The organism is Paenibacillus sp. yr247, assembly GCF_900103825.1.
Taxonomy (GTDB): domain Bacteria; phylum Bacillota; class Bacilli; order Paenibacillales; family NBRC-103111; genus Paenibacillus_E.
In genome coordinates, this window is the sequence record NZ_FNIF01000001.1 from 676,256 (window position 1) to 698,206 (window position 21,951).

The 21,951-nt window shown below is 45.5% G+C and carries 26 protein-coding genes; 25 read left to right on the forward strand and 1 reads right to left on the reverse strand.

The window, feature by feature from the left end; genetic code table 11:
• Window positions 1-218 precede the first annotated feature (218 nt).
• The 4 genes from BLT91_RS03120 to coaD all read left to right on the forward strand — a co-directional run bounded on the left by BLT91_RS03120 (window position 219) and on the right by coaD (window position 1,991).
• Window positions 219-482 carry a hypothetical protein gene (locus BLT91_RS03120; protein ID WP_090816452.1) on the forward strand — a complete coding sequence of 88 codons (264 nt, stop codon included), beginning with the start codon at window positions 219-221 and terminating at the stop codon, window positions 480-482.
• A gap of 207 nt (window positions 483-689) precedes the next feature.
• Window positions 690-815 carry a hypothetical protein gene (locus tag BLT91_RS33415; RefSeq protein ID WP_302847447.1) on the forward strand — a complete coding sequence of 42 codons (126 nt, stop codon included), beginning with the start codon at window positions 690-692 and terminating at the stop codon, window positions 813-815.
• Between the two features lie 77 nt (window positions 816-892).
• Complete coding sequence (gene rsmD / locus BLT91_RS03125) at window positions 893-1,450, forward strand: 16S rRNA (guanine(966)-N(2))-methyltransferase RsmD (RefSeq protein ID WP_090816453.1); 558 nt, start codon at window positions 893-895, stop codon at window positions 1,448-1,450.
• A gap of 28 nt (window positions 1,451-1,478) precedes the next feature.
• Window positions 1,479-1,991: a pantetheine-phosphate adenylyltransferase gene (gene coaD, locus BLT91_RS03130; protein WP_090816455.1), complete on the forward strand. Its 513-nt coding sequence runs from the start codon at window positions 1,479-1,481 to the stop codon at window positions 1,989-1,991.
• Here coaD and BLT91_RS03135 read toward each other — a convergent pair.
• A complete protein-coding gene (locus BLT91_RS03135) occupies window positions 1,988-3,280 on the reverse strand; it encodes a nucleoside recognition domain-containing protein (protein ID WP_090816457.1) in 1,293 nt (430 codons plus the stop codon). The genes coaD and BLT91_RS03135 overlap by 4 nt on opposite strands.
• Before the next feature lie 124 nt (window positions 3,281-3,404).
• Between BLT91_RS03135 and BLT91_RS03140 the strand changes: the two genes are divergently transcribed.
• The 21 genes from BLT91_RS03140 (at window position 3,405) to lepB (ending at window position 21,948) form a co-directional block, all read left to right on the forward strand.
• Window positions 3,405-4,529 (forward strand): SepM family pheromone-processing serine protease, encoded by a 1,125-nt coding sequence (locus BLT91_RS03140; protein ID WP_090816461.1) that lies wholly within the window; start codon window positions 3,405-3,407, stop codon window positions 4,527-4,529.
• Window positions 4,530-4,619: 90 nt separating this feature from the next.
• Window positions 4,620-5,129 carry a YceD family protein gene (locus tag BLT91_RS03145; RefSeq protein WP_090816463.1) on the forward strand — a complete coding sequence of 170 codons (510 nt, stop codon included), beginning with the start codon at window positions 4,620-4,622 and terminating at the stop codon, window positions 5,127-5,129.
• Window positions 5,130-5,167: 38 nt separating this feature from the next.
• Entirely contained in the window at window positions 5,168-5,341 is a 174-nt protein-coding gene (gene rpmF, locus BLT91_RS03150; protein ID WP_029195321.1) for a 50S ribosomal protein L32, read from the forward strand.
• 119 nt (window positions 5,342-5,460) lie between these two features.
• A complete protein-coding gene (gene fapR, locus BLT91_RS03155; protein WP_175532063.1) occupies window positions 5,461-6,075 on the forward strand; it encodes a transcription factor FapR in 615 nt (204 codons plus the stop codon).
• On the forward strand, window positions 6,059-7,063 hold the full coding sequence (gene plsX, locus BLT91_RS03160; RefSeq protein WP_090816467.1) for a phosphate acyltransferase PlsX: 1,005 nt from the start codon (window positions 6,059-6,061) through the stop codon (window positions 7,061-7,063). Before fapR ends, plsX begins: the two co-directional genes overlap by 17 nt.
• Complete coding sequence (locus BLT91_RS03165; protein WP_090816469.1) at window positions 7,060-8,046, forward strand: beta-ketoacyl-ACP synthase III; 987 nt, start codon at window positions 7,060-7,062, stop codon at window positions 8,044-8,046. The genes plsX and BLT91_RS03165 overlap by 4 nt, the downstream gene beginning before the upstream one ends.
• A 70-nt stretch (window positions 8,047-8,116) precedes the next feature.
• A complete protein-coding gene (gene fabD, locus BLT91_RS03170) occupies window positions 8,117-9,067 on the forward strand; it encodes an ACP S-malonyltransferase (RefSeq protein ID WP_090816471.1) in 951 nt (316 codons plus the stop codon).
• Window positions 9,054-9,794, forward strand: coding sequence for a 3-oxoacyl-[acyl-carrier-protein] reductase (fabG, locus tag BLT91_RS03175; protein ID WP_090816473.1), 741 nt, complete (start codon window positions 9,054-9,056; stop codon window positions 9,792-9,794). Before fabD ends, fabG begins: the two co-directional genes overlap by 14 nt.
• An 84-nt stretch (window positions 9,795-9,878) precedes the next feature.
• Window positions 9,879-10,112, forward strand: coding sequence for an acyl carrier protein (acpP, locus tag BLT91_RS03180; RefSeq protein ID WP_028558238.1), 234 nt, complete (start codon window positions 9,879-9,881; stop codon window positions 10,110-10,112).
• Between the two features lie 95 nt (window positions 10,113-10,207).
• On the forward strand, window positions 10,208-11,443 hold the full coding sequence (fabF, locus tag BLT91_RS03185) for a beta-ketoacyl-ACP synthase II (protein ID WP_090816475.1): 1,236 nt from the start codon (window positions 10,208-10,210) through the stop codon (window positions 11,441-11,443).
• A gap of 61 nt (window positions 11,444-11,504) precedes the next feature.
• Window positions 11,505-12,206, forward strand: a complete 702-nt coding sequence (rnc, locus tag BLT91_RS03190; protein ID WP_090816477.1) for a ribonuclease III — start codon at window positions 11,505-11,507, stop codon at window positions 12,204-12,206.
• 95 nt (window positions 12,207-12,301) lie between these two features.
• Window positions 12,302-15,877: a chromosome segregation protein SMC gene (gene smc, locus BLT91_RS03195; RefSeq protein ID WP_090816479.1), complete on the forward strand. Its 3,576-nt coding sequence runs from the start codon at window positions 12,302-12,304 to the stop codon at window positions 15,875-15,877.
• A gap of 32 nt (window positions 15,878-15,909) precedes the next feature.
• Window positions 15,910-16,905 (forward strand): signal recognition particle-docking protein FtsY, encoded by a 996-nt coding sequence (gene ftsY, locus BLT91_RS03200; protein ID WP_090816481.1) that lies wholly within the window; start codon window positions 15,910-15,912, stop codon window positions 16,903-16,905.
• A 171-nt stretch (window positions 16,906-17,076) separates the two neighbouring features.
• Window positions 17,077-17,427, forward strand: coding sequence for a putative DNA-binding protein (locus tag BLT91_RS03205; protein ID WP_090816483.1), 351 nt, complete (start codon window positions 17,077-17,079; stop codon window positions 17,425-17,427).
• Window positions 17,428-17,458: 31 nt separating this feature from the next.
• Complete coding sequence (gene ffh / locus BLT91_RS03210; RefSeq protein WP_090816485.1) at window positions 17,459-18,817, forward strand: signal recognition particle protein; 1,359 nt, start codon at window positions 17,459-17,461, stop codon at window positions 18,815-18,817.
• Window positions 18,818-18,852: 35 nt separating this feature from the next.
• Window positions 18,853-19,125 carry a 30S ribosomal protein S16 gene (gene rpsP, locus BLT91_RS03215; RefSeq protein ID WP_029195333.1) on the forward strand — a complete coding sequence of 91 codons (273 nt, stop codon included), beginning with the start codon at window positions 18,853-18,855 and terminating at the stop codon, window positions 19,123-19,125.
• A 26-nt stretch (window positions 19,126-19,151) separates the two neighbouring features.
• Window positions 19,152-19,382 carry a KH domain-containing protein gene (locus BLT91_RS03220; protein WP_047672782.1) on the forward strand — a complete coding sequence of 77 codons (231 nt, stop codon included), beginning with the start codon at window positions 19,152-19,154 and terminating at the stop codon, window positions 19,380-19,382.
• 81 nt (window positions 19,383-19,463) lie between these two features.
• Window positions 19,464-19,979 (forward strand): ribosome maturation factor RimM, encoded by a 516-nt coding sequence (rimM, locus tag BLT91_RS03225; RefSeq protein ID WP_090816487.1) that lies wholly within the window; start codon window positions 19,464-19,466, stop codon window positions 19,977-19,979.
• Entirely contained in the window at window positions 19,976-20,734 is a 759-nt protein-coding gene (gene trmD / locus BLT91_RS03230; protein WP_090816490.1) for a tRNA (guanosine(37)-N1)-methyltransferase TrmD, read from the forward strand. Before rimM ends, trmD begins: the two co-directional genes overlap by 4 nt.
• 164 nt (window positions 20,735-20,898) lie before the next feature.
• Window positions 20,899-21,240 carry a 50S ribosomal protein L19 gene (rplS, locus tag BLT91_RS03235; protein WP_028558249.1) on the forward strand — a complete coding sequence of 114 codons (342 nt, stop codon included), beginning with the start codon at window positions 20,899-20,901 and terminating at the stop codon, window positions 21,238-21,240.
• 90 nt (window positions 21,241-21,330) lie between these two features.
• A complete protein-coding gene (gene lepB / locus BLT91_RS03240; RefSeq protein ID WP_090816492.1) occupies window positions 21,331-21,948 on the forward strand; it encodes a signal peptidase I in 618 nt (205 codons plus the stop codon).
• Window positions 21,949-21,951: the final 3 nt, after the last annotated feature.

Sequence of the window (21,951 nt, forward strand, 5' to 3'; positions counted from 1 at the left end):
AGCTTAACACGCTACACAATGTGCAGACTTCGGTACTGGTGAAACATGGATCGACGAGGTTATTCCTAAGATGAGAGGTTGAACTTTGGGGAGCATGCGACTCCTCTCCCTGTACGTATTTTTTAGTTCATTATTCATTTTTTCTAGGTTTTTGTTAGAACAATATATTTCTGTTTTGCATTTAATATAGAGAATTTAACAGAAAAGAGGTGATTGCAATGGCTCGAACAAAAGCTGTTCGTCAGCCTGATTTAATACTGATCAGTTGGACAAGAGATCCGCTTCGTCCAGGTTCTGCACGTAGGATTATTGCCTCTCGTGTTATCGGAAGTGCTCAACCATGTACCTTTACATTAGCTCCCAACAGATTGCTTATCAATGCCTTAAACTGCTTATTAGACGCAGACATTGGTTTTAAAGTGGTAATTAATAGAAAGACTTCAAGTATTAGCGGATTTGTGTTATTACAGCGTAACCACTAATTTATTCCGTTGAAATTTCATTTTGGTTTACTTTTATCTGAATTATTCCTTAAATTTTCGTCCCCGAATCGTCCCCGGCGCTAGTAATATGGATCTGTATTATATGATAAATCTAACCTGTTATACACAAATAAACCCTTATTTAATAAGGGTTTTCTTTAACTATAATATAAAAATAATAACGGCGACTGCTTGCGCAGCCGCCTCATGGGAGAGGAGAAACCGGACGAAGAGCTTATGGGGAAACGTAAGTCTTCTCCGCGGTTGTCTACGACATTCTCTGATGTCGATAGTTCAAGGATGACCGTTTTACGGGAAATTTATACATTGTAGGTATAAAATTTTTGTGTCCGATTAGAGCTTGTGGTACGATAGCAAAAGAATGAGCCAGCTAGAAGGGGAAACGCAAGATGAGAGTGATTTCAGGCACTGCCAAAGGCAGGTCGTTAAAAGCTGTACCTGGTATCAGCACGCGACCGACAACGGATAAAGTGAAAGAAGCGATCTTCAGTATGATCGGTCCTTATTTTGACGGAGGACAGGTACTCGATCTTTTCGCAGGCACAGGCGGATTAGGGATTGAAGCGCTGAGCCGCGGGATGGATAAGGCTGTCTTCATTGATATCGAGAAGAATAGCATCGACACGATCCAGCACAATTTACAAACAGCCGGACTCAAGGACCAGGCTGAGGTTTACCGAACAGATGCCACTCGGGCACTGAAAGCGTTAGCAAAGCGGGAACAGCAATTTGAGCTGGTTTTCCTGGACCCTCCGTATAAAATGAAATTTATAACGGAGCTGATAAGTGCAATGGAAGAGCAAGCGATCGTAGAATCCAATGCCACGATAGTTGTGGAGCACGATGCTAAGGATATTCTGCAAGATGCCATCGGCGGTTTCAAGCAACAACGAAGAGCAGATTACGGAGATACCGCAGTTACGATCTACAAGCGATCCATGGAATAATGGCAAAATCTTTAAAAGGAGATGACAGATGAAGCAGGAACACGGAATTACAGTAGCCGTTTATCCGGGCAGTTTCGACCCGGTTACATATGGCCATCTTGACATTATACATAGAGCGGCAAAAGTGTTTGATAAGCTGATTGTAGCAGTTCTCAATAACACTTCCAAAAACCCTTTGTTCTCATTGGAAGAACGAATGGAGCTCATCCGCAAAGTTACGAAGGATCTGCCTAATGTAGAAGTGGATGGTTTTCGTGATTTGATGGTGAATTACATGAAAGCCCGCAATGTGCGCCTGATCGTTCGCGGACTACGGGCTGTTTCTGATTTTGAATATGAGCTGCAGATGGCTTCTACGAATCATAAGCTAAACTCGGATGTGGAGACTTTCTTCATGACCTCAAAGCCCAAGTTTTCCTACTTGAGCTCCAGTATCGTGAAAGAAATTGCTCGGTTTCATGGTCCAGTTGTAGATTTAGTTCCTGCCGAGGTTGAAGAAGCACTCAAAAAGAAATTTCCTAAGGTTAATAAAATTGACTAATGAACTTTCTTTCGGAAAGCTCTTATGAGTGTTGAGATGGTTAGCATTATAATAAGTAAAAGAAGAAATTGGGCCAGCATGGGTCCCCATAAACTCCATGCGGATCCGCCGTTCAGTGGAAAAGAAGCTTCAGAGTATTCGCTTGTTGCTTTGTCCAACCAGAGAAAGCTCGGTTCTGTATCCATTAAAAGTAACTGCATAGGTTCCCAAAGAAGAATGGTAAATACCAATGCAAGCACAGCATGCAAGGCACGGGACTGAAAGAAAAACCTATAGCGTGCGCCTGTTTTTTGATGAAAGCCAGCTACTTGCGCGTGGGCAGACAAGCCACCCCAAGCGAGAAATGCGCTAATGAGCGCCATTTGCGGAAGTAGGGAGAGACCTTGAGCTTGGCTCCAAGCATAAGCACCTAGATGAACCTCCAGAATACCAATGATCCACTGAGGGGTGGTATCAGTGTGGGTATTCATAAAACGGAGTAAGAAATGAGTAACAGGTTGAAGTGCATCCGTGAGATGAGTAATGTTAATGACATTAATCAGTACGGAAAAGATCATCATATACCCACCGATCAGCATCAAGGTTTGCACGGAAGAGGTTACTGAATCTCCGAGGAGCTTGCCGAAGGCGCGTCCATCATGTAAATAAGCTTGTCGCATCGTAGATAGGGCGAGTTTCCAAATGGAAATGGATGGATTTTTTTTTGGCTTTACATTTGAGGAGTTGAGTTCGGAAGAGGCAGCCAAGGGTTGCTGTGGTTCCTTGGAAAATCTCATCAAAATTCCTGTTAAGATTGCCGTTACATAATGGACCACTGCAAGCACGATGCCGAGCTTTGCGCTGTGCAGAAACCCGACGCCTATGACCATAATCAGAAATAAGGGGCTGCACAAATGGGACAGTGCCGTTAATCGTTCTGTTTCTGTTCGAGAGATGAGGTTTTTTTCACTCAGGGTAGCAGTAATTTTGGCTCCGGTAGGAAATCCTATAATAAGACCTGATGCTAGCGCCCACCCGCTTACACCCGGAAGACGGAATACAACCCTCATCAACGGTTCTAAAAGAACGCCTGTCCCTTGAATAACACCAAAACCGACTAACAGCTCGGTCATAATGAGAAAAGGCATCAGCGCCGGAAATACGATCTTCCACCAAATCGTAAGTCCCTCAAGCGAAGACTGAAATGCCTTATCAGGGAATAGAATGATAGACACGACTACAAGGGCAGCCAAAGACCCCAGTACCAGTGTTGTAAGTTTGGAGTTGGATCTTGCTTTCATAGGCTGCATAGTATCACCTCATCCTTTAAACATGCTTCATTTGTACGCAAGAGGATGCGGGTTTAGACCAAGCTTTGCTTGGCCGATGGACGAGAGTTATAACTAGTTTATGGCATCAGGAGGGGGAACCTGCATGGAGAACGAAGAAGAGACCTCGATTCGTACGTGGTCAAATGATTCCTATCGATATCCGAGAAGATCTGCGACTAGGCGATATTTAATATCGGCAATCGTCGGAGTTAGCATTATTTATTTGTTGTTTTTTGTACGACTTCCTTTTTTTATTTTCATGCCGGGAACGGCTGAAGAAATTAAACCGATGGTGTCGATTCCCAGAGGTTCGGATACGGAAAAAGGGACACTGATGTTGACAACGGTACGCGTTGCCGATGCTAATATGATCAATTATTTAATTGGTCTCGTTCATCCTTATGAGGAGATTCAGCCCAAAACGAGTGTTTTGCGCAAGGGCGAGTCCGAGCAAGAATATTCTCAGCGCCAAGAATACGTCATGTTGACTTCACAGGCGAGCGCTATACAAGCGGCCTATACACAAGCTAAAATCCCTTTTCATATCAACCATGAGGGAGTTATGGTACTCCAGACGCTACCAGGCTTATCGGGAGAGAAGGTTCTCAAACCCGGAGATGTACTTTTGAAAGCTGGAGATAAAGAAGTAAAGGTTGCACAGGATTTATTGGACACGCTTAAGGGTAAAAAAGCTGGGGAATCGATTACGATCACGTATTCGAGGAAAAACGTCGAACAGCAAGCTATACTGACGCTGGGGGCGCTCCCTCAACAGGATGGGGAGAAAGGTGAGCCACGGGCAGGCATCGGTGTTGTTCCGGCCGAGATGCAGGCTGTTAAAGCGAACCAAGAGGATCAACAGGTATCCATTAAGGCTGGTGAAATTGGCGGCCCCTCAGCTGGATTAATGTTCTCCTTAGAGATATATAATCAGCTCGTTCCCGAGGATATTACCAAGGGTTACCGTATCGCAGGAACAGGCACCATTGATACCGATGGCACCGTAGGTCCAATAGGCGGTATTCAGCATAAGATCATTGCCGCGGATCACGAAAAGGCAGAGTATTTCTTTGCGCCCAAAGATGTGACGTTAAAAGACGGCACTAAAATTGAAAATTACTCGGTCGCTGTCAAAAGAGCCAATCAAATTAAAACGAAGATGAAAATTGTTGAAATCGGTACTATGGAAGATGCACTCAAATTTCTAGCAGCATTGCCTCCGAAATAAGCTTGCAGGATTAAAATTAAATAGATTTATAATTGACAAAAGGTAATCAAACTGGATATAATAATCTTTGTTTGTTTGGGGTGAAAAAACATGCAAATTCGTTTTAGAGAGCTAGCTCTTAAGGGGCAGCCGGTTCATATGACTGAAGAGTTGAATTTGACGGCTCCTTTTGAAGGGCGTCAAGATATCCTTGGTCATGGTCCTGTACATGTCGATCTTCATGCTGTGTATGAAGAGGGAGTAGCAAAAGTTAACGGTACGTTAACGCTAGACTTGGAGTTAAGTTGTTCACGATGCTTATCGCACACTAATCAAACAATCGAGCTTCCTTTCGAGGAAGTCTTCATGCAAAAACCAGAAGAAGAAGATCCGGAACTAGACGAGGATATTCATTTGGTAGTTGGAGATAAAGTCGATTTGGAGCCTTACGTTGTAGAAAATGTAGTGGTCGGTTTACCATACATACCACTTTGTGACGAAGCGTGCAAAGGTCTCTGTCCCGTGTGCGGAGAGAATCGCAATCTACGTGATTGCGGCTGTAAACAGGAGAACATTGATCCTAGGCTTGCAGGTCTCGCGGACTTTTTTAACAAAGAATAAGGCAACGCCCGAAATTCGTATAAGGAGGTGTTTTGAATATGGCAGTACCTCAAAGAAGAACGTCCAAAACTCGTCGCGACAAGCGCCGTACTCACTTTAAATTGGAAGTTCCAGGCATGGTGAAATGTGAACAATGTGGAGAACTGAAGCTAGCACACCGTGTGTGCAAGTCTTGCGGAACTTACAAAGGTAGAGAGATCGTAAAAGCATAAGATTGGACATAGTACTTCATCCTAGTGTGAGGTGCTATTTTTTTTGCTTTCTTTTTGGTTCTAAATTTAATATACTACAGTTTAGTATCTGGTAATAAGATGAGATCTCACGAGATAAGGTGGTGCTCGCCATCGAACGCCTTCCTAAACGACAAAGGCAGCAGCAATTGCTCAAAGCGATTGAAGCCAATCCTTTTATGACCGACGAGGAACTGATGCGAACATTTCAAGTTAGCATCCAAACCGTCCGATTAGACCGATTGGAACTCGGAATTCCTGAGCTGCGGGAACGGATGAAGCATATGGCGGTCAAAACGTACGATCAAGTACGATCGCTGTCCATTGATGAAGTTATTGGAGAAGTGATCGATTTACAGCTGGATCAAAGCGGTATCTCGATTTTTGAAATTAAAGAAGATCATGTTTTCTCAAGAACCAAGATTGCAAGAGGACATCATATATTCTCACAAGCGAACTCCCTGGCGGTTGCCGTCATCGACGATCCAATAGCCTTGACTGCATCAGCAGATATCCGCTTTATACGTTCTGTAAAGCTAGGAGAGAAATGTATCGCCAAAGCCTATGTGCGTTCCGTTTCCAAAGGGAAAGCAAGAGTTGAGGTGTCTTCATATGTTGGCGATGAGGCTGTTTTCCGAGGCAATTTCGTGATCTTTCATTCGAAGAAAGAGCAACATCAAGATAGGGAGGGCAAGCTGCATGCGGATCGCGATTGATGCAATGGGCGGCGATAATGCCCCTAAGATCGTAGTAGAAGGTGCACTCTCAGCGGCCAAAGAGTGGAAAGACGTACATATCATTCTGGTCGGCAACAGCGCTGCGATTGAAGCCCACCTCACAGAGAGGCCGGCAAATCTTAGTATCCGACACACGGAAGAAGTCATTGAAGCGGATGACGAACCTGTAAAAGCTGTAAGACGCAAAAAAGACGCTTCCATGGTCGTGGCCGGAAGACTAGTGCGTGAGAAAGAAGCGGAAGCCATGATTTCCGCAGGAAATACAGGTGCTTTGATGACGACAGGATTGCTTGTCGTAGGAAGAATTCCCGGGATTGAACGTCCTGCCCTTGCACCGATGATTCCAACTATGGATGGTAACGGTGTGCTTGCACTGGATTTGGGAGCTAATATGGATGCCACGGCTGAGCAGCTGATTCAATATGCCATTATGGGCAGTATTTACCGCTCCAAAGTGCATGGTCTATCCAAGCCTCGTGTAGGTCTGCTGAACGTTGGAACGGAAGCGACCAAAGGGAATGAATTAACGAAAACAGCATATCCTTTAATGGAACAAGCCCCAATACATTTTGTAGGGAATGTCGAATCCTCCCAAGTGCTTCGTGCCAAATGTGATGTTATCGTGTGTGATGGTTTCGCTGGAAACATTATGCTGAAATCATTGGAGGGCGCGGCGTCAACCATTTTCTCAGCACTTAAACAAGAGTTTACCAAAACTATATTTACCAAACTTGCAGCTGCCGTCTTGAAACCAGGGCTTACCCAATTCCGCAAAAAGTTGGATTATAATGAGCATGGGGCTGCGCCATTTTTGGGTATTAATGGTTTAGTCCTGAAAAGCCATGGCTCCTCTGATGCAATAGCCATTAAGAATGCAGTTCGTCAAGCCAGAATTGCCTTGCAAAATGATTTGGTTGGCACGATATCTGCCGAAATTAGCCATGGGAAGAGAGATATAACAACATGAACCTAATACCAGTTGGGGTACTCGGAACAGGTAAGTATGTACCAGAACGTATTTTAACGAATCAAGAATTGGAAACGATGGTTGAAACAAATGATGAATGGATCGTGTCCAGAACGGGCATTCGTGAAAGAAGAATTGTGGCTGAAGGACAAGTTACCTCCGATTTATGTTACGAGGCTTCCATGATTGCTCTGTCCAACGCCGGAATTACGGCGGACCAACTCGATTTGATCATTGTCGCAACGGTCACACCGGATATGACATTCCCATCAACGGCATGTGTGCTTCAAGAAAAGCTAGGAGCTATGAAAGCAGCTGCATTTGATTTATCGGCAGCTTGCTCGGGTTTCGTTTATGGACTAGCTAATGCATCTAATTTCATTGCTACAGGAACTTATAAATATGCCCTCGTCATCGGCGCGGATAGTTTATCCAAAATAACGGATTATACAGACCGTAACACATGTATCCTTTTTGGTGATGGTGCCGGAGCTGTTGTTATTGGTGAAGTACCTGAACATAGAGGTTTCAAATCATTTGAGCTGGGTGCCGACGGGACAGGTGGGCCCCTTCTCAAAATTGAAGGTGGCGGATCACGTAATCCTGCATCGCAAGCAACCATCGACCAGCGTTTGCACTATATTTACATGGCCGGAGCAGAAGTTTTCAAATTCGCCGTTCGGATCATGGGTAATGCCGCTGATGAAGCGCTGCGCAAAGCGGGCTGGGAAAAAACAGATATCGACTTGCTAGTACCGCACCAAGCAAATATGAGAATCATTCAATCATCCTTAAATCGCCTGGAATTATCGGTTGACAAATGCATGATCAATCTAGACAAATACGGTAACATGTCAGCCGCTTCCATTCCGGTAGCTCTCGCAGAAGCTGCCGAACAAGGCCGAGTAAAAGAAGGCGACCGTCTAGTATTAGTTGGCTTTGGTGGCGGCTTAACTTGGGGCGCAACTGCTATGGTTTGGTAGGCTGTGCAATTAAAACTAAATTTACGCAAAAAATCTCAAATGATATCGCGGAAGGGGATCCTTTTCTCGTATGGGTAAAATAGCTTTTGTTTTTCCTGGTCAAGGCTCGCAGTCTGTGGGTATGGGCCATGATTTATACACGAATCATCCTGCTGCTAAAGCGTATTTTGACCGTTCAAATGAAGCGCTGGGCTTTTCATTATCTGATCTGATCTTCCAAGGTCCAGAGGACCAATTGAAGATCACGTATCACACGCAGCCTGCGCTGCTGACAACAAGCATCGCTTGTCTGGAGGCATTCAAGGCAGCAGGCATTACACCAGACTATGTCGCCGGACATAGTCTGGGCGAATACAGCGCGCTCGTCGCAGCAGGCGTGCTTGCGTTCGAGGACGCGGTCCGCACTGTGCGGGCCCGCGGCGAGTTCATGGAACAGGCTGTCCCTGGCGGCCTGGGTGCTATGGCGGCCGTGCTGGGAGCCGAGCGCGGAGCGCTTGCGGAGCTATGCACGGCCATCACAAGCGGCGGCTCCGTTGTGGAGCTCGCCAATGTGAACTGCCCGGGACAGATCGTCGTCTCGGGCAGTAAAGAAGGCGTTGCAGCGGTTGTCGAACGCTGCAAAGAAGCCGGAGCGAAGCGTGCCATACCGCTCGAAGTGAGCGGGCCCTTTCACTCTTCACTCATGAAGCCGGCCTCGCAGCGCCTCGCAGAGGTGCTCGCGTCGATCGAGATGAGTGATGCAGCCGTGCCCGTTGTAGCTAACGTAACGGCTCGTCCTGTCACGCAGCCGAGCGATATTCGCAGACTGCTTGCCGAGCAGGTGTACTCCCCTGTACTATGGGAGGATACAATTACTTACCTGATCGGACAAGGCGTCGATACGTTCATTGAGCTTGGCTCGGGTACAGTTCTCGCTGGTCTAATCAAGAAGGTAGACAAAACAGTGAAAACCGTGTCTATCGGCAGCTTGGAAGCTTTGGAGAAGTATATGCAGGAGGTACACGAACATGCTAACGGGTAAAGTGGCGCTGGTAACTGGTGCATCTCGAGGTATTGGACGAGCGATTGCTCTGCATTTGGCTGAGCATGGCGCTGATGTTGCAGTGAACTATGCAGGAAGTGAAGCCGCTGCCAGCGAAGTTGTTAAGGCGATTGAAGCAATGGGACGCAAGGCCGTTAAACTGCGTGCTGACGTAAGCAGTTATCAAGCAGCCGATGATTTAGTTAAGCAGACGATCGAAATTTTTGGTAAAATTGATATTCTTGTGAATAATGCTGGCATAACAAGAGACAATTTAATCATGCGAATGAAGGAAGAAGAGTTCGATCAAGTCATCGCTACGAATCTTAAAGGTGTGTTTAATTGTGTCAAAGCAGTCACTCGCCCAATGATGAAACAGCGTTTCGGTCGAATTATTAATATATCTTCTGTGGTGGGCGTGCTTGGTAATCCGGGTCAGGCCAACTATGTAGCAGCAAAAGCAGGCGTTATTGGGTTGACCAAAGCGACGGCTAAGGAACTTTCTTCTCGAGGCATTACCGTGAATGCGGTGGCGCCAGGTTTTATCGAAACCGATATGACCGACAAGTTGTCGGCCGAGATGCGAGAGCATATGTTGAAGCAAATTCCACTGGAACGCCTGGGTCAACCTGAGGAAATTGCGAAGGTTGTTCGCTTTCTGGCGTCCGAAGATGCTTCCTACATGACAGGCCAAACACTCCATGTGGATGGCGGCATGTACATGTAAGTTTTTCCAGAATGAGAATCTCAAAATTGCCTACTGGCAATCTGTCAAAGATTCTCGTATAATACCAAAGAGGAGGTGAACCGGATGTCCGACGTATTGGATCGTGTTAAACGAATTGTAGTCGATCGTCTAGGGGTTGATGAAGCTGAAGTCACCCTCGAAGCATCTTTCAAAGAAGATCTAGGTGCTGATTCTCTCGATGTAGTTGAATTAGTAATGGAATTAGAAGATGAGTTCGATTTAGAAATTTCCGATGAAGATGCTGAGAAGATTACGACTGTAGGAGAAGTTACGAATTACATAAAATCTCATACGTAATAGTCTATCGAGTCCCGTTTCTAATCAAGACGGGACTTCTCTCCATTCTCAAACAATAAAAAAAATGATGCTTTACTACATAGAAGGTGGTACAAATGAACAGAGTTGTAATTACAGGTATGGGCGTAGTTACTGCCCTTGGTCAAGATTTAGAAACGTTTTGGGGCAACTTGACTTCCGGTCAATCCGGAATCAGTTTAATCGAGAATTTTGATGTAAGCGAATACCCAACACGTATTGCTGCTGAGATCAAGGATTTTAAAATCGAGGATTATGTCGATCGTAAAGAATCTCGTCGGATGGACCGTTTCGTTCAATTCGCTGTTGCTGCTGCGCTTAATGCGTTGAAAGATGCGGATTTAAACGTCCAAGAAGATACAGATCCTGAGCGCGTAGGCGTTTCGGTGGGTTCTGGAATCGGTGGTCTGAGCACTTGGGAAGAACAACACCGAATTCTTTTGGAAAAAGGTCCGAAACGCGTTTCTCCTTTCTTTATCCCGATGATGATCGCGAATATGGCGTCTGGTCATGTTTCTATGGTTACAGGAGCTAAAGGTCCGAACTCCACCGCAGTTACTGCCTGTGCGACAGGCACACACTCCATCGGAGATTCGTTCAAAATGATTCAACGAGGCGATGCCGACGTGATGATTTGCGGCGGTGCTGAAGCAACGATTACACCTATTGGTGTAGCTGGCTTCTGTTCAATGCGGGCGATGTCTACTCGTAATGAAGAGCCACACTTGGCTAGCCGTCCGTTTGACTCCGACCGTGATGGTTTTGTAATGGGCGAAGGAGCAGGCGTTATGATTCTGGAGTCACTCGAGCATGCGCAGAAGCGTGGAGCGCGCATTTATGCAGAAGTGATTGGTTATGGGATGAGCGGTGACGCCTATCACATGACAGATCCAGATCCTGATGGAGCAGCGCGTTGTATGGTCAAAGCCATTAAAGATGCGGGCATTTCTCCAGAGTCGATTTCTTACATTAATGCTCACGGAACTTCTACGTCAATCGGAGACAGATCTGAGACGACAGCCATCAAAAAAGCGCTAGGCGAACACGCCTATAAGGTTGCTGTTAGCTCCACGAAATCGATGACAGGCCACTTACTTGGCGCTGCTGGCGGTGTGGAAGCAGTTATCTGTGGGTTAACCATTGCAAATAGCCTGATTGCACCGACGATCAATTTGGTAAATCAAGACCCTGAGTGTGATTTGGACTATGTGCCGAACACGGCTCGTGAAGCAAAGGTGGACATTGCGATGTCGAACTCGTTTGGCTTTGGTGGACACAATGCAACGATTATCTTGAAAAGGTTTGAAGCATAATTTGCCTTCCTACGAAGAAAGATAACGGAATATCATTCTCTCTGGGTGGTGAGTCAAGGCAATGAACCGTGATATTAAAGAACTGCAGCAGCGCATCGGAATTTCTTTTCGGAAAACAGAGCTGCTTAAGCAAGCTTTTACCCATTCTTCTTATGTTAATGAACACCGTATTGCTGGACATAAAGATAACGAGCGTCTTGAGTTTCTAGGAGATGCCGTTCTTGAGTTAACGGTTTCGGAATTTTTATATGACTCTTATCCGGGGCGTACGGAAGGTGAATTGACGAAGCTCAGAGCGTCCATCGTTTGTGAGCCGTCACTCGTAACGTTTGCTGAAGATTTGGATTTCGGGGCTTTTGTATTACTCGGTAAAGGGGAAGAGTTGACTGGCGGGCGTTCGCGCCCGGCTCTCCTTGCCGACGTGTTCGAATCCTTCGTTGGAGCTTTATACTTAGACCAAGGAATAGATGTCGTTAAAGCCTTTCTCAAAAAGCATGTATTCGCTAATATCTCTAATGAAGGTAAGTTGCTCGTTATTGATTACAAGACTCAACTGCAAGAGTATACTCAACATCACAATATGGGGTCTTTGGAATACCGCATTGTGAATGAGAGGGGACCTGCTCATGAGCGTGAGTTTGTTGCTGAAGTGCACATGGATGCCGACCTTCTAGGAACCGGAGCAGGACGTTCTAAGAAAGAAGCTGAGCAGCAGGCTGCTGCTCAGGCGTTGTTGAAATTGAATGTGGCCGTTCAGCGGTAATTCATACAGCAAAAAGAGGCGGCTGCGGCTGCCTTTTTTGTTTTTTTCTCTTATTTTCATATGGGATATGTTACAATAATTTCTGAGGTGAGACCATGTTTTTGAAACGGATTGAATTATCCGGGTTTAAGTCTTTCGCAGACCGAACGGAGCTGGAATTTGTGCGCGGTATTACGGCGGTTGTAGGTCCTAACGGCAGCGGAAAAAGTAACATTTCGGACGGTATCCGCTGGGTGCTAGGTGAGCAAAGTGCGAAGTCCTTGCGCGGCGGTAAAATGGAAGATGTTATTTTTGCAGGCAGTGATGCGCGTCGAGCGGTCAATTATGGGGAAGTATCGCTTACGCTGGATAATACTTCGCAATCCCTTCCTCTTGACTTTAATGAAGTGACGGTGACACGCAGAGTGCATCGTAGTGGGGAAAGTGAGTATTTAATTAATAAACAGCCCTGCCGCTTGAAAGATATAACCGAATTGTTCATGGATACGGGGATAGGGAAAGAAGCGTATTCCATTATTGGACAAGGACGTATTGAAGAAATTTTAAGTACGAAATCGGAAGATCGTCGAGGGATCTTTGAAGAGGCTTCGGGGATTGTTAAATATAAATCGCGTAAACGTGAAGCTGAGAAAAAATTGAGTGATACCGAGCAAAATTTGCTTCGGATCCACGATTTGGTTACTGAGCTAGAGGATCAAATCGAACCGCTTCGCGAACAGTCTGCAAAGGCGATCCGCTATAAAGAGCTTCGTGAGACGCTCAAAAGCAGTGAGATCGCTATGTATGTTCATCAGATAGATCAAATTTATATTTCATGGAATGAAGCGACGCAAAAGCTAGAGAAGCTAGTGAAGGAGCAAACAGAGCTTTCTACGATCGTAAATCAGCATGACGCTCACTTGGAGAAGCATCGTTGGGAAACGCGCAGGTTAGAGGAGGAGCTGGAAAAGCTACAGGAAAGTTTACTGGGGCTGAGCGAAGAATTCGAGAAGTGTGAAGGGCATGGCGAAGTGCTCAAAGAGCGGAAAAAGAATTACTCAGCTAATCATCAGCAGCTAAGCAGTACAATCGCAATGCAAGAGCAGCGTAAAATAGATAAAGAAGTTGAGTTGAGCCAGCAGCGGGAGAAAATTATCCTAATTGGCGCCCAGTTATTTGAGTTTCAAGCGAAGCTGACTGCTGAAGAGCAGCGGTTGCTTGGGGTTAATGGGGGTATCAGTTCTTTGCCTGAGGATCAATTAAAGGGCGAGCTGTTAGAGACGCTAAACCGAATGGCTCAGGCGCGTAACGAAATTCGTTATGCTGAGCAGCAGACGGAAAGCATCGGACGTCGATTGGAAAGACTTGATGAAGAGCGTCAAAAATGGGCGGAGCAGCGTGAGAAGATTTCGCTGCGTAAGCAAGAATTGACAACTAAACTGGAAGAAACCGTAAGTGAGATTGAAGATGTACGTCAAAGGTATGTTCAGTTAACTCAAAGCTTGAAGAGCAAGCAAGGATTACTGGATGAAGCACAAGGGATGGTTCGCAAATGGGAGCAGAAACTTGATGCTTTGACGTCCCGCCGCGATACAATGAAAGAAATGGCCAACGATTACGATGGCTTCATGCAGGGTGTTAAAGAAGTGCTTAAAGCGAAGACCCGTAAGGATTTACGAGGTATTCGCGGCGCTATTGCCGAGCTTGTAAAGGTGCCTGCTGATGTTGAATTTGCGATAGAGACTGCACTCGGCGGTGCCTTGCAAAATATCGTTGTCGAGACGGAAGCAGACGGTCGTGAAGCCATCGCCTTCTTGAAGCGCCGCCAAATGGGACGAGCTACATTCCTCCCGATGAACGTTATTCGCGGACGATCGATTTCTGACAGTGAGATCAGTTCTTTGAAGTCAGCTAAAGGCTTCATCGGTATCGCAGTTGATCTCGTTTCGTTCGATACGACTTATCAGAACATTTTCTCAAGCCTGCTTGGGAATGTGGTTGTGGCACAAAGTTTAGAAGATGCGAATCATATTGCTGCCAAAGCGCAATATCGCTACCGAGTTGTGACGCTGGAAGGCGACGTCGTTAATCCCGGCGGTTCTATGACGGGCGGTAGTTTACAGAAGAAATCCACGAATCTATTAGGCCGTCAACGCCAAATCGAAGAGCTGGATCAGGAGATAAAAAATTCTGAGCAACAGCTTAGCGGTTTGCGCAACCAGTCGAGTGTAATGAAGCGTGAGATTACAGATGATATGATGACCATCGAACAGCTTCGTCAGTTAGGTGAGCAACAGCGTATCACCGAGCAGCAAATTCGCGCGGAATTGAATCCGCTTGAGTCTGAGAGCCGTACGGTCGAAGAACAGCTTTCCTTGGATAGTCAAGATCGAGGTTCTTTGCTCGAGGAGCAGGCTGATCTTGGACGGAAAAAAGTCGAGTCCGAAGCCGCGCTGGCCGAGCTGGGGCAAGAAGAAGCTTCTCTACAAAAAGCGATTCGTGATGCCGAGAGCTCACGTAAAGCGAGTGAGTCGGAGAAGGAGGAGCTGCAAAGTCAACTGACTGATTTGAAGGTCAAGGTTGCCTCTATTTCTCAAGAGAAGCAGTCACTCCAAGATCAGCAGCGCCGATTGCAGCAGGATCTTGGTGAAGCTGAACGAGAGATGGACATGAATCGCGGGCTGCTCCAGCAGTTGGAACAAGATATGATTGCACTTGAGCAGGAGACTGTACTGCAAGTCGAGTTACTTAATGATCTCAAGCTCAAAAAGCAGCAATGTACTGAAAGCATTGATTTCAAACGTGCTGAGCGAACCGAGTGGTTACATAAGCTAGAGCAAGAAGAGAATGAAACACGGGCACAGCGCTCACAATTAAAACAGGTAGAGGAGAGTTTACATCAAACTGAGGTTCGTGTGACTCGTTTGGATGTAGAACTGGAAAACCTGCTTAAGAAGTTAGGTGAAGAATACGAACTTAGCTATGAGCTAGCTAAAGAGCGCTACCCGGTTCCAGAAGATATTCAGGGTACACAGAGTAAAGTGCGTGAGCTTAAGCGCGAGATCGCTTCGCTCGGTGATGTCAATCTTGGGGCTATTGAAGAATATGCGCGGGTCTCTGAGCGCTATGAATTCTTGAGCTCACAGAAAAATGACTTGATCGAAGCCAAGACGACGCTGTATCAGGTCATTCGTGAAATGGATCAAGAAATGTCCAAACGTTTTAAGACCACCTTTGATGCGATACGTTCGCACTTCGGCGTCGTATTTTCCAAATTGTTTGGCGGTGGCCGAGCGGATTTGATTCTATCTGAGCCAGATAATATGCTGGATACAGGTATCGAGATCGTTGCACAACCTCCAGGCAAAAAGCTGCAAAACCTTCAGCTTCTGTCTGGTGGAGAGCGCGCGCTTACTGCAATTGCGCTGCTATTCTCGATTATTCGTGTTAAACCGGTACCATTTTGCGTACTGGATGAAGTAGAAGCTGCTTTGGACGAAGCGAACGTATCTCGGTTTGCCGAATATTTGCGTGAGTTCTCTGAAATGACGCAATTCATCGTTGTTACACACCGCAAAGGGACTATGGAAGAAGCAGATGTGCTCTACGGAGTAACGATGCAAGAGGGCGGTGTTTCCAAGCTAGTTTCCGTTCGCTTGGAGGATGAGGAAGCCGCCATGTCCGCACCATAATTGGGGTACAAGTTAAGTTCTTAGGAGGAACCATGAGCTTTTTCAAACGATTAAAAGAGAGTATTTCCAGTAAGGCCGAAGCGGTAACAAATAAGTTTAAAGAAGGACTAACCAAAACAAGAGATGCTTTCGTGGATCGTGTCGATGATTTGTTTAGCCGCCGAAAGAAAATTGACGAAGACTTTTACGAGGAGCTTGAAGAAATTCTGATTGGCGCTGATGTGGGCGTGAATACAGTACTCAAGCTTATTGATCAGCTTCGTGCCGAAGTGAAGAAACGTAAAATTGAAGATCCTGCAGAGCTTCAACCCATCCTATCGGAAAAGCTGATTGAGCTTTTGAAGGGTGACGCCGATGCAGGACTAAATCTAAATCCAAATGGATTATCTGTTCTCTTATTTGTCGGTGTGAATGGTGTAGGGAAAACCACAACCATCGGTAAAATGGCTCATATGTTCAAATCCCAAGGTAAAAAGGTGCTGATGGCTGCTGGTGATACATTCCGTGCAGGAGCAATTGAACAATTGGAAACTTGGGGCGAACGTGTTGGTGTAGATGTGATTAAACAGCAGTCGGGGGCTGATCCTGCCGCGGTTATGTTTGATGCCGTACAAGCTGCAAAGACGCGCGGTGTTGACATTTTGTTATGCGATACGGCGGGACGCTTGCAAAACAAAGTGAATCTGATGGAGGAACTGAACAAGATTTATCGCGTAATCCAACGTGAAATTCCAGACGCTCCTCATGAGGTTATTCTTGTATTAGATGCGACTACAGGACAAAATGCACTCAGCCAAGCAAAGCTTTTCGGTGACAAAACGGGTCTGACGGGATTGGTGCTTTCTAAACTCGATGGTACTGCAAAAGGCGGAATCGTTGTGGCAATCCGTCAGGAGTTGTCGATACCTGTGAAGTTTGTTGGCCTTGGAGAAAAAATGGATGATTTACAGCCTTTTGATTCTGAGCAATTTGTACATGCCCTATTTGGTAAATGGATCAGCGAGCAAAAAGAGGATCTTGAAAAATAATTTTTTACTTCTCTAGTGCGTGAGAAATTCTCCTTAACCGTTTGACGGTTTGAGGGGATTTTTTATATGTTTAGCTGACAAGGTATAATGCTTGACAATCATCTTGGAATTCAGTATGATAGGTTCTGTTGTGCTGCTGTCAAGTGCGCAACCTTTACGGAGGTGGATGAAATGTCTATCGATCAAATGCTTGAGAAAACGAATCGCATTAATCTGCTATTTGATTTCTATGAACCGCTGTTGACCGATAAACAGAGAACGTTCCTTCAATTGTATTTTCATGATGATTACTCGCTCGGAGAAATCGCTGAGAATTTTGAAATTAGCCGCCAGGCGGTATATGAACATATCAAACGTGCAGAGCTGACGCTACAGGATTATGAAGGTAAGCTGCATCTGTTACATAAGCACGAACAACGTATGAAGCTTCGTGCAGAGCTGGTTCAGATGTTTGATGTTTGCGAACCTGAGCTAAAGAGGAAAACGACGGAGCTTTTTGATACAATAATAGGGATCGATTGAAATAGAAGTCCAGAAGCAGGAGGTGAAGCGCATGGCATTTGAAGGATTGGCAAACCGATTACAGAACGTTTTCGGAAAGCTGAGAAGCAAAGGTAAGCTGACGGAAGAAGATGTAGGCGAAGCGCTTCGCGAGGTACGATTGGCTCTGCTCGAAGCGGACGTTAACTTTAAAGTTGTCAAAGACTTTATTGCTAAGGTGAAGGAACAAGCAATCGGACAAGAAGTACTGAAATCCTTCACACCAGGTATGATTGTTATCGATATCGTTAACAAAGAGCTAACATCACTTATGGGCGGTACGCAAAGTAAGTTAGCTCGTTCGAACCGACCGCCAACCGTCATTATGATGGCAGGTTTGCAAGGGGCAGGTAAGACAACGACTTCAGGCAAGCTGGCGAAGATGCTGCTTAAACAAAACCATAGACCGCTTCTTGTGGCTTGTGACATTTATCGTCCTGCTGCGATCAAGCAGCTACAGGTTCTTGGAGAACAGCTAAATGTTCCGGTATTCGCACTTGGGGATCAAGTGAATCCTGTTGACATTGCTAAAGCAGGACTTCAGCATGCCAAAGATAACGGTAATGATTATGTCATTATTGATACCGCAGGTCGTTTACACATTGACGAAAACCTGATGGACGAGCTGAAAAATGTCCGATCTGCCGTAGAACCCGATGAGATTTTACTCGTTGTCGATGCGATGACCGGGCAGGATGCGGTCAATGTCGCAGAAAGCTTTCATCAACAGCTTGAACTAACGGGTGTTGTGCTGACTAAGCTTGATGGCGATACCCGCGGTGGCGCAGCGTTATCTGTTAAAGCCGTTACAGGATGCCCGATAAAGTTCGTAGCTAGCGGCGAGAAGATGGATGCCTTAGAACCATTCTTTCCTGATCGTATGGCCTCAAGAATTCTCGGAATGGGCGATATGCTCACTTTGATCGAGAAGGCGCAAGCCGGTATCGACATGGACAAGGCGAAAGAGATGGAGCGCAAAATGCGCAACGCTGAATTCACTTTCGAGGATTTCCTTGATCAGATGGAGCAAGTAAAGAAGATGGGTCCATTGGATCAAATTCTTGAGATGCTGCCGGGAGCCAATAAGATCAAAGGTATGAAAGATATGAAGGTTGACGACAAACAAATGGCACGTGTTGAAGCTATTGTGAAGTCTATGACAACCGAAGAAAAACGCAAGCCTGAACTTCTTAATGCGAACCGTCGTAAACGGATTGCGCTAGGCAGCGGCAACTCGGTGCAAGAGGTAAACCGTTTCATCAAACAGTTCGACGATATGCGCAAAATGATGAAGCAGTTTTCCGGTATGATGGGACCTAAAGGTGCCAAAGGGATGAAGAAGCTAGGCAAGGGATTTAAATTCCCCTTTTAAATAAGCATTTTATTCTAAGTAGGAGGTGATTTTTCATGGCAGTACGTATTCGTCTTAAACGTGTAGGCGCTCATAAAGCTCCTTTTTACCGTGTGGTTGTTTCGGATTCCCGTTCCCCGCGTGATGGTCGTTTTATCGAAGAAATCGGTACTTATAACCCAATTGCTGAACCAGCAGCTGTAACTCTTGATGAGGAGAAAGCGCTGAAATGGCTTCAAACTGGCGCTCAACCGTCCGATACAGTTCGCAGCCTGTTCTCAAAAGCAGGTCTGATGACTAAGTTTCACGAGCTGAAATTACAGAAGTAATCTGTTATCTTTCGGAGGGTGGGTTCATGAAGGATCTTATCACCGTTATTGCTAAGGCTCTTGTCGATCATCCGGAAGAAGTGCGTGTCGCTGTGGTGGAGAAAGATGACAAGATCGAGTACAGGCTTTCTGTCCATCCCGACGATGTCGGTAAAGTGATTGGCAAGCAGGGCAAGATTGCGAAGTCGCTCCGCACAGTTGTCACGTCGGCAGCAGTGAAAGAAACGAAGCGGGTAGCCGTTGAAATCGTTTCATAAGAAATTAGGTTAGGATTTAGTTCCTAACCTTTTTCTTGTATGGTTTGAAGTTAAATTAATGTGGAGGTTGGGCAAGCGCATATGAGCGAAAAACTTGTGACAGTTGGTCGAATAGTGAATAGCCACGGTATTCGTGGAGAGCTAAAAGTGGTTCCGGAAACTGATTTTCCTGAGCGTTTTGATAAAGGGAACGCATTGATTATTGTAGATTCTCAAAATAAGCAAACGCCGGTGACGGTGCAAACCTCCCGCTTACATAAAAATATGTTTATCTTGCAGTTTGACCAGTTCTCTAACATTAATGATGTTGAGAAATTCAAAGGCTCACTTCTCAAGATTGAAGCTAAGGATCAACAGCCTCTTGAAGAGGGAGAATACTATTATCACGAGATCATTGGCTGTAAGGTGGTTACGGAAGAAGGCCAGGAGTTAGGGCTTGTTTCTGAGGTGTTGACACCCGGAGCTAATGACGTATGGGTCGTTTCCTTGCCGAAAGGAAAACAGTTGCTTCTTCCCGTCATTGATGATGTGATACTCGATGTGGACATTACCCTCAAAACGATTCATATTCATCTAATGGAAGGATTACTGGAATGAGAATCGATGTATTGACCCTGTTCCCGGAAATGTTCGAGGGCGTGTTTTCGTCCAGCATTTTAGGAAAAGCACGTGACAAGGGGATTGTTGCTCTCAACACAGTTAATTTTCGAGATTATTCTAATAATAAGCATAATACAGTAGATGATTATCCTTACGGAGGCGGTGGAGGTATGGTTCTAAAGCCAGAGCCGATATTTGCTGCTGTTGAGGATCTGCCAATACATCAAGAAGCTGGACAAGATCCTGTGAAACCGCGAGTGATACTCATGTGTCCACAAGGGACGCCGTTCACTCAGAAGAAAGCGGAGGAGCTGTCTAACGAACAGCATCTCGTGTTTATTTGTGGTCATTATGAAGGATATGATGAGCGCATTAGGCAGTATCTAGTGACGGATGAGCTGTCCATAGGTGATTATGTATTAACAGGCGGCGAGTTACCTGCCATGGTCGTTATAGACAGCGTAGTGAGGCTGCTGCCAGGTGTGCTTGGCAATGAGATGTCAGCAGTGACAGATTCGTTCTCCACAGGCTTGCTGGAGTATCCTCACTACACGAGGCCTGCTAAGTTTAGGGACTGGGACGTGCCTGAGATGTTATTATCAGGGCATCATGAAAATGTGAAGCGATGGCGCCGCAAGGAGTCTCTGTTCCGGACGCTGGAACGCCGTCCTGATTTGCTTGAAGGAAGAGAACTATCCAAAGAGGAAAAAGCATGGGTGGTTGAATGGAAAGGGCGGAAGCAGGAGGAGTAAGTCCCCAAAAACTTCTCTATTGAATTTCGTTCCTGTCTATGATAATATATATTCTGTTGTGAATTTTTTAACTGTTCGAGTCTGGTGGTCCTCTACGCATAACAGCTAAGCTATACATCGTAGATAAGCGGAATGAACACCTGTGTGGAAGGAGGGAGTCAACTATGAATCTTATTCAAGAGATTACGAAAGAGCAACTCCGTACGGATATTCCTAATTTCCGTCCAGGAGACACACTTAAAGTACACGTAAAAGTTATCGAGGGTACACGTGAGCGTATTCAGCTGTTTGAAGGTGTTGTTATTAAACGCCACGGCGGTGGAATTAGCGAAACGTTTACAGTTCGTAAAATTTCTTACGGTGTGGGTGTGGAAAGAACTTTCCCATTCCATTCTCCGAAGATTGACAAGATTGAAGTGGCTCGCCGTGGTAAAGTTCGTCGTGCGAAACTTTATTATCTGCGTGGTCTTCGTGGTAAAGCAGCAAGAATTAAAGAAATTCGATAAGAAAACGGGGGGCTTGTTCAGGCAAGTCTCCTTTTCGTTTTTATGGTGCATAATATACATAAACCAAAACTGGAAAAGAGGCAATCAGTGATGGAACAGAAAAATCAAGAAAAGCCTTACGTAGAGCCGGTTACAACAGCTGAAACGACTTCCGTTAAAAAGGCAAAAAACGAAACATGGGAATGGATCAAAGCATTAGTTATCGCGGGAGTGCTCGTGATTATCATTCGTTGGTTCCTGTTCTCTCCGTTCATTGTGGATGGAGATTCCATGCGTCCGAATTTTATGACAGGTGAACGACTTATTGTCAATAAAATTGTTTATGACATTCGCTCGCCGAAACGAGGAGAAGTCATCGTTTTCCATGCGCCGGAAGGTAAGGATTACATTAAGCGCGTAATTGGTCTTCCAGGGGAGACAGTAAAGGTAGCTGGTGATAAGGTTTTCATAAATGGTCAACAAATTGATCAGCCTTTCATCCAGGAAGCGATTGAACAAGCGAATAAAGAAGGACATGCTTATAATACGTTGTCGGACTTTCCGGAAACGAGAGTGCCTGATGGTGAGATTTTCGCAATGGGAGATAACCGTCCGAATTCAAAGGATAGCCGAACTAAGAGTGTTGGTTTCGTTCCTTACAACAAAATCGTTGGTCGTGCAGAAGTTATTTTTTGGCCGATGAGCAAAATTAGGTTTATACATTTTTGAGGT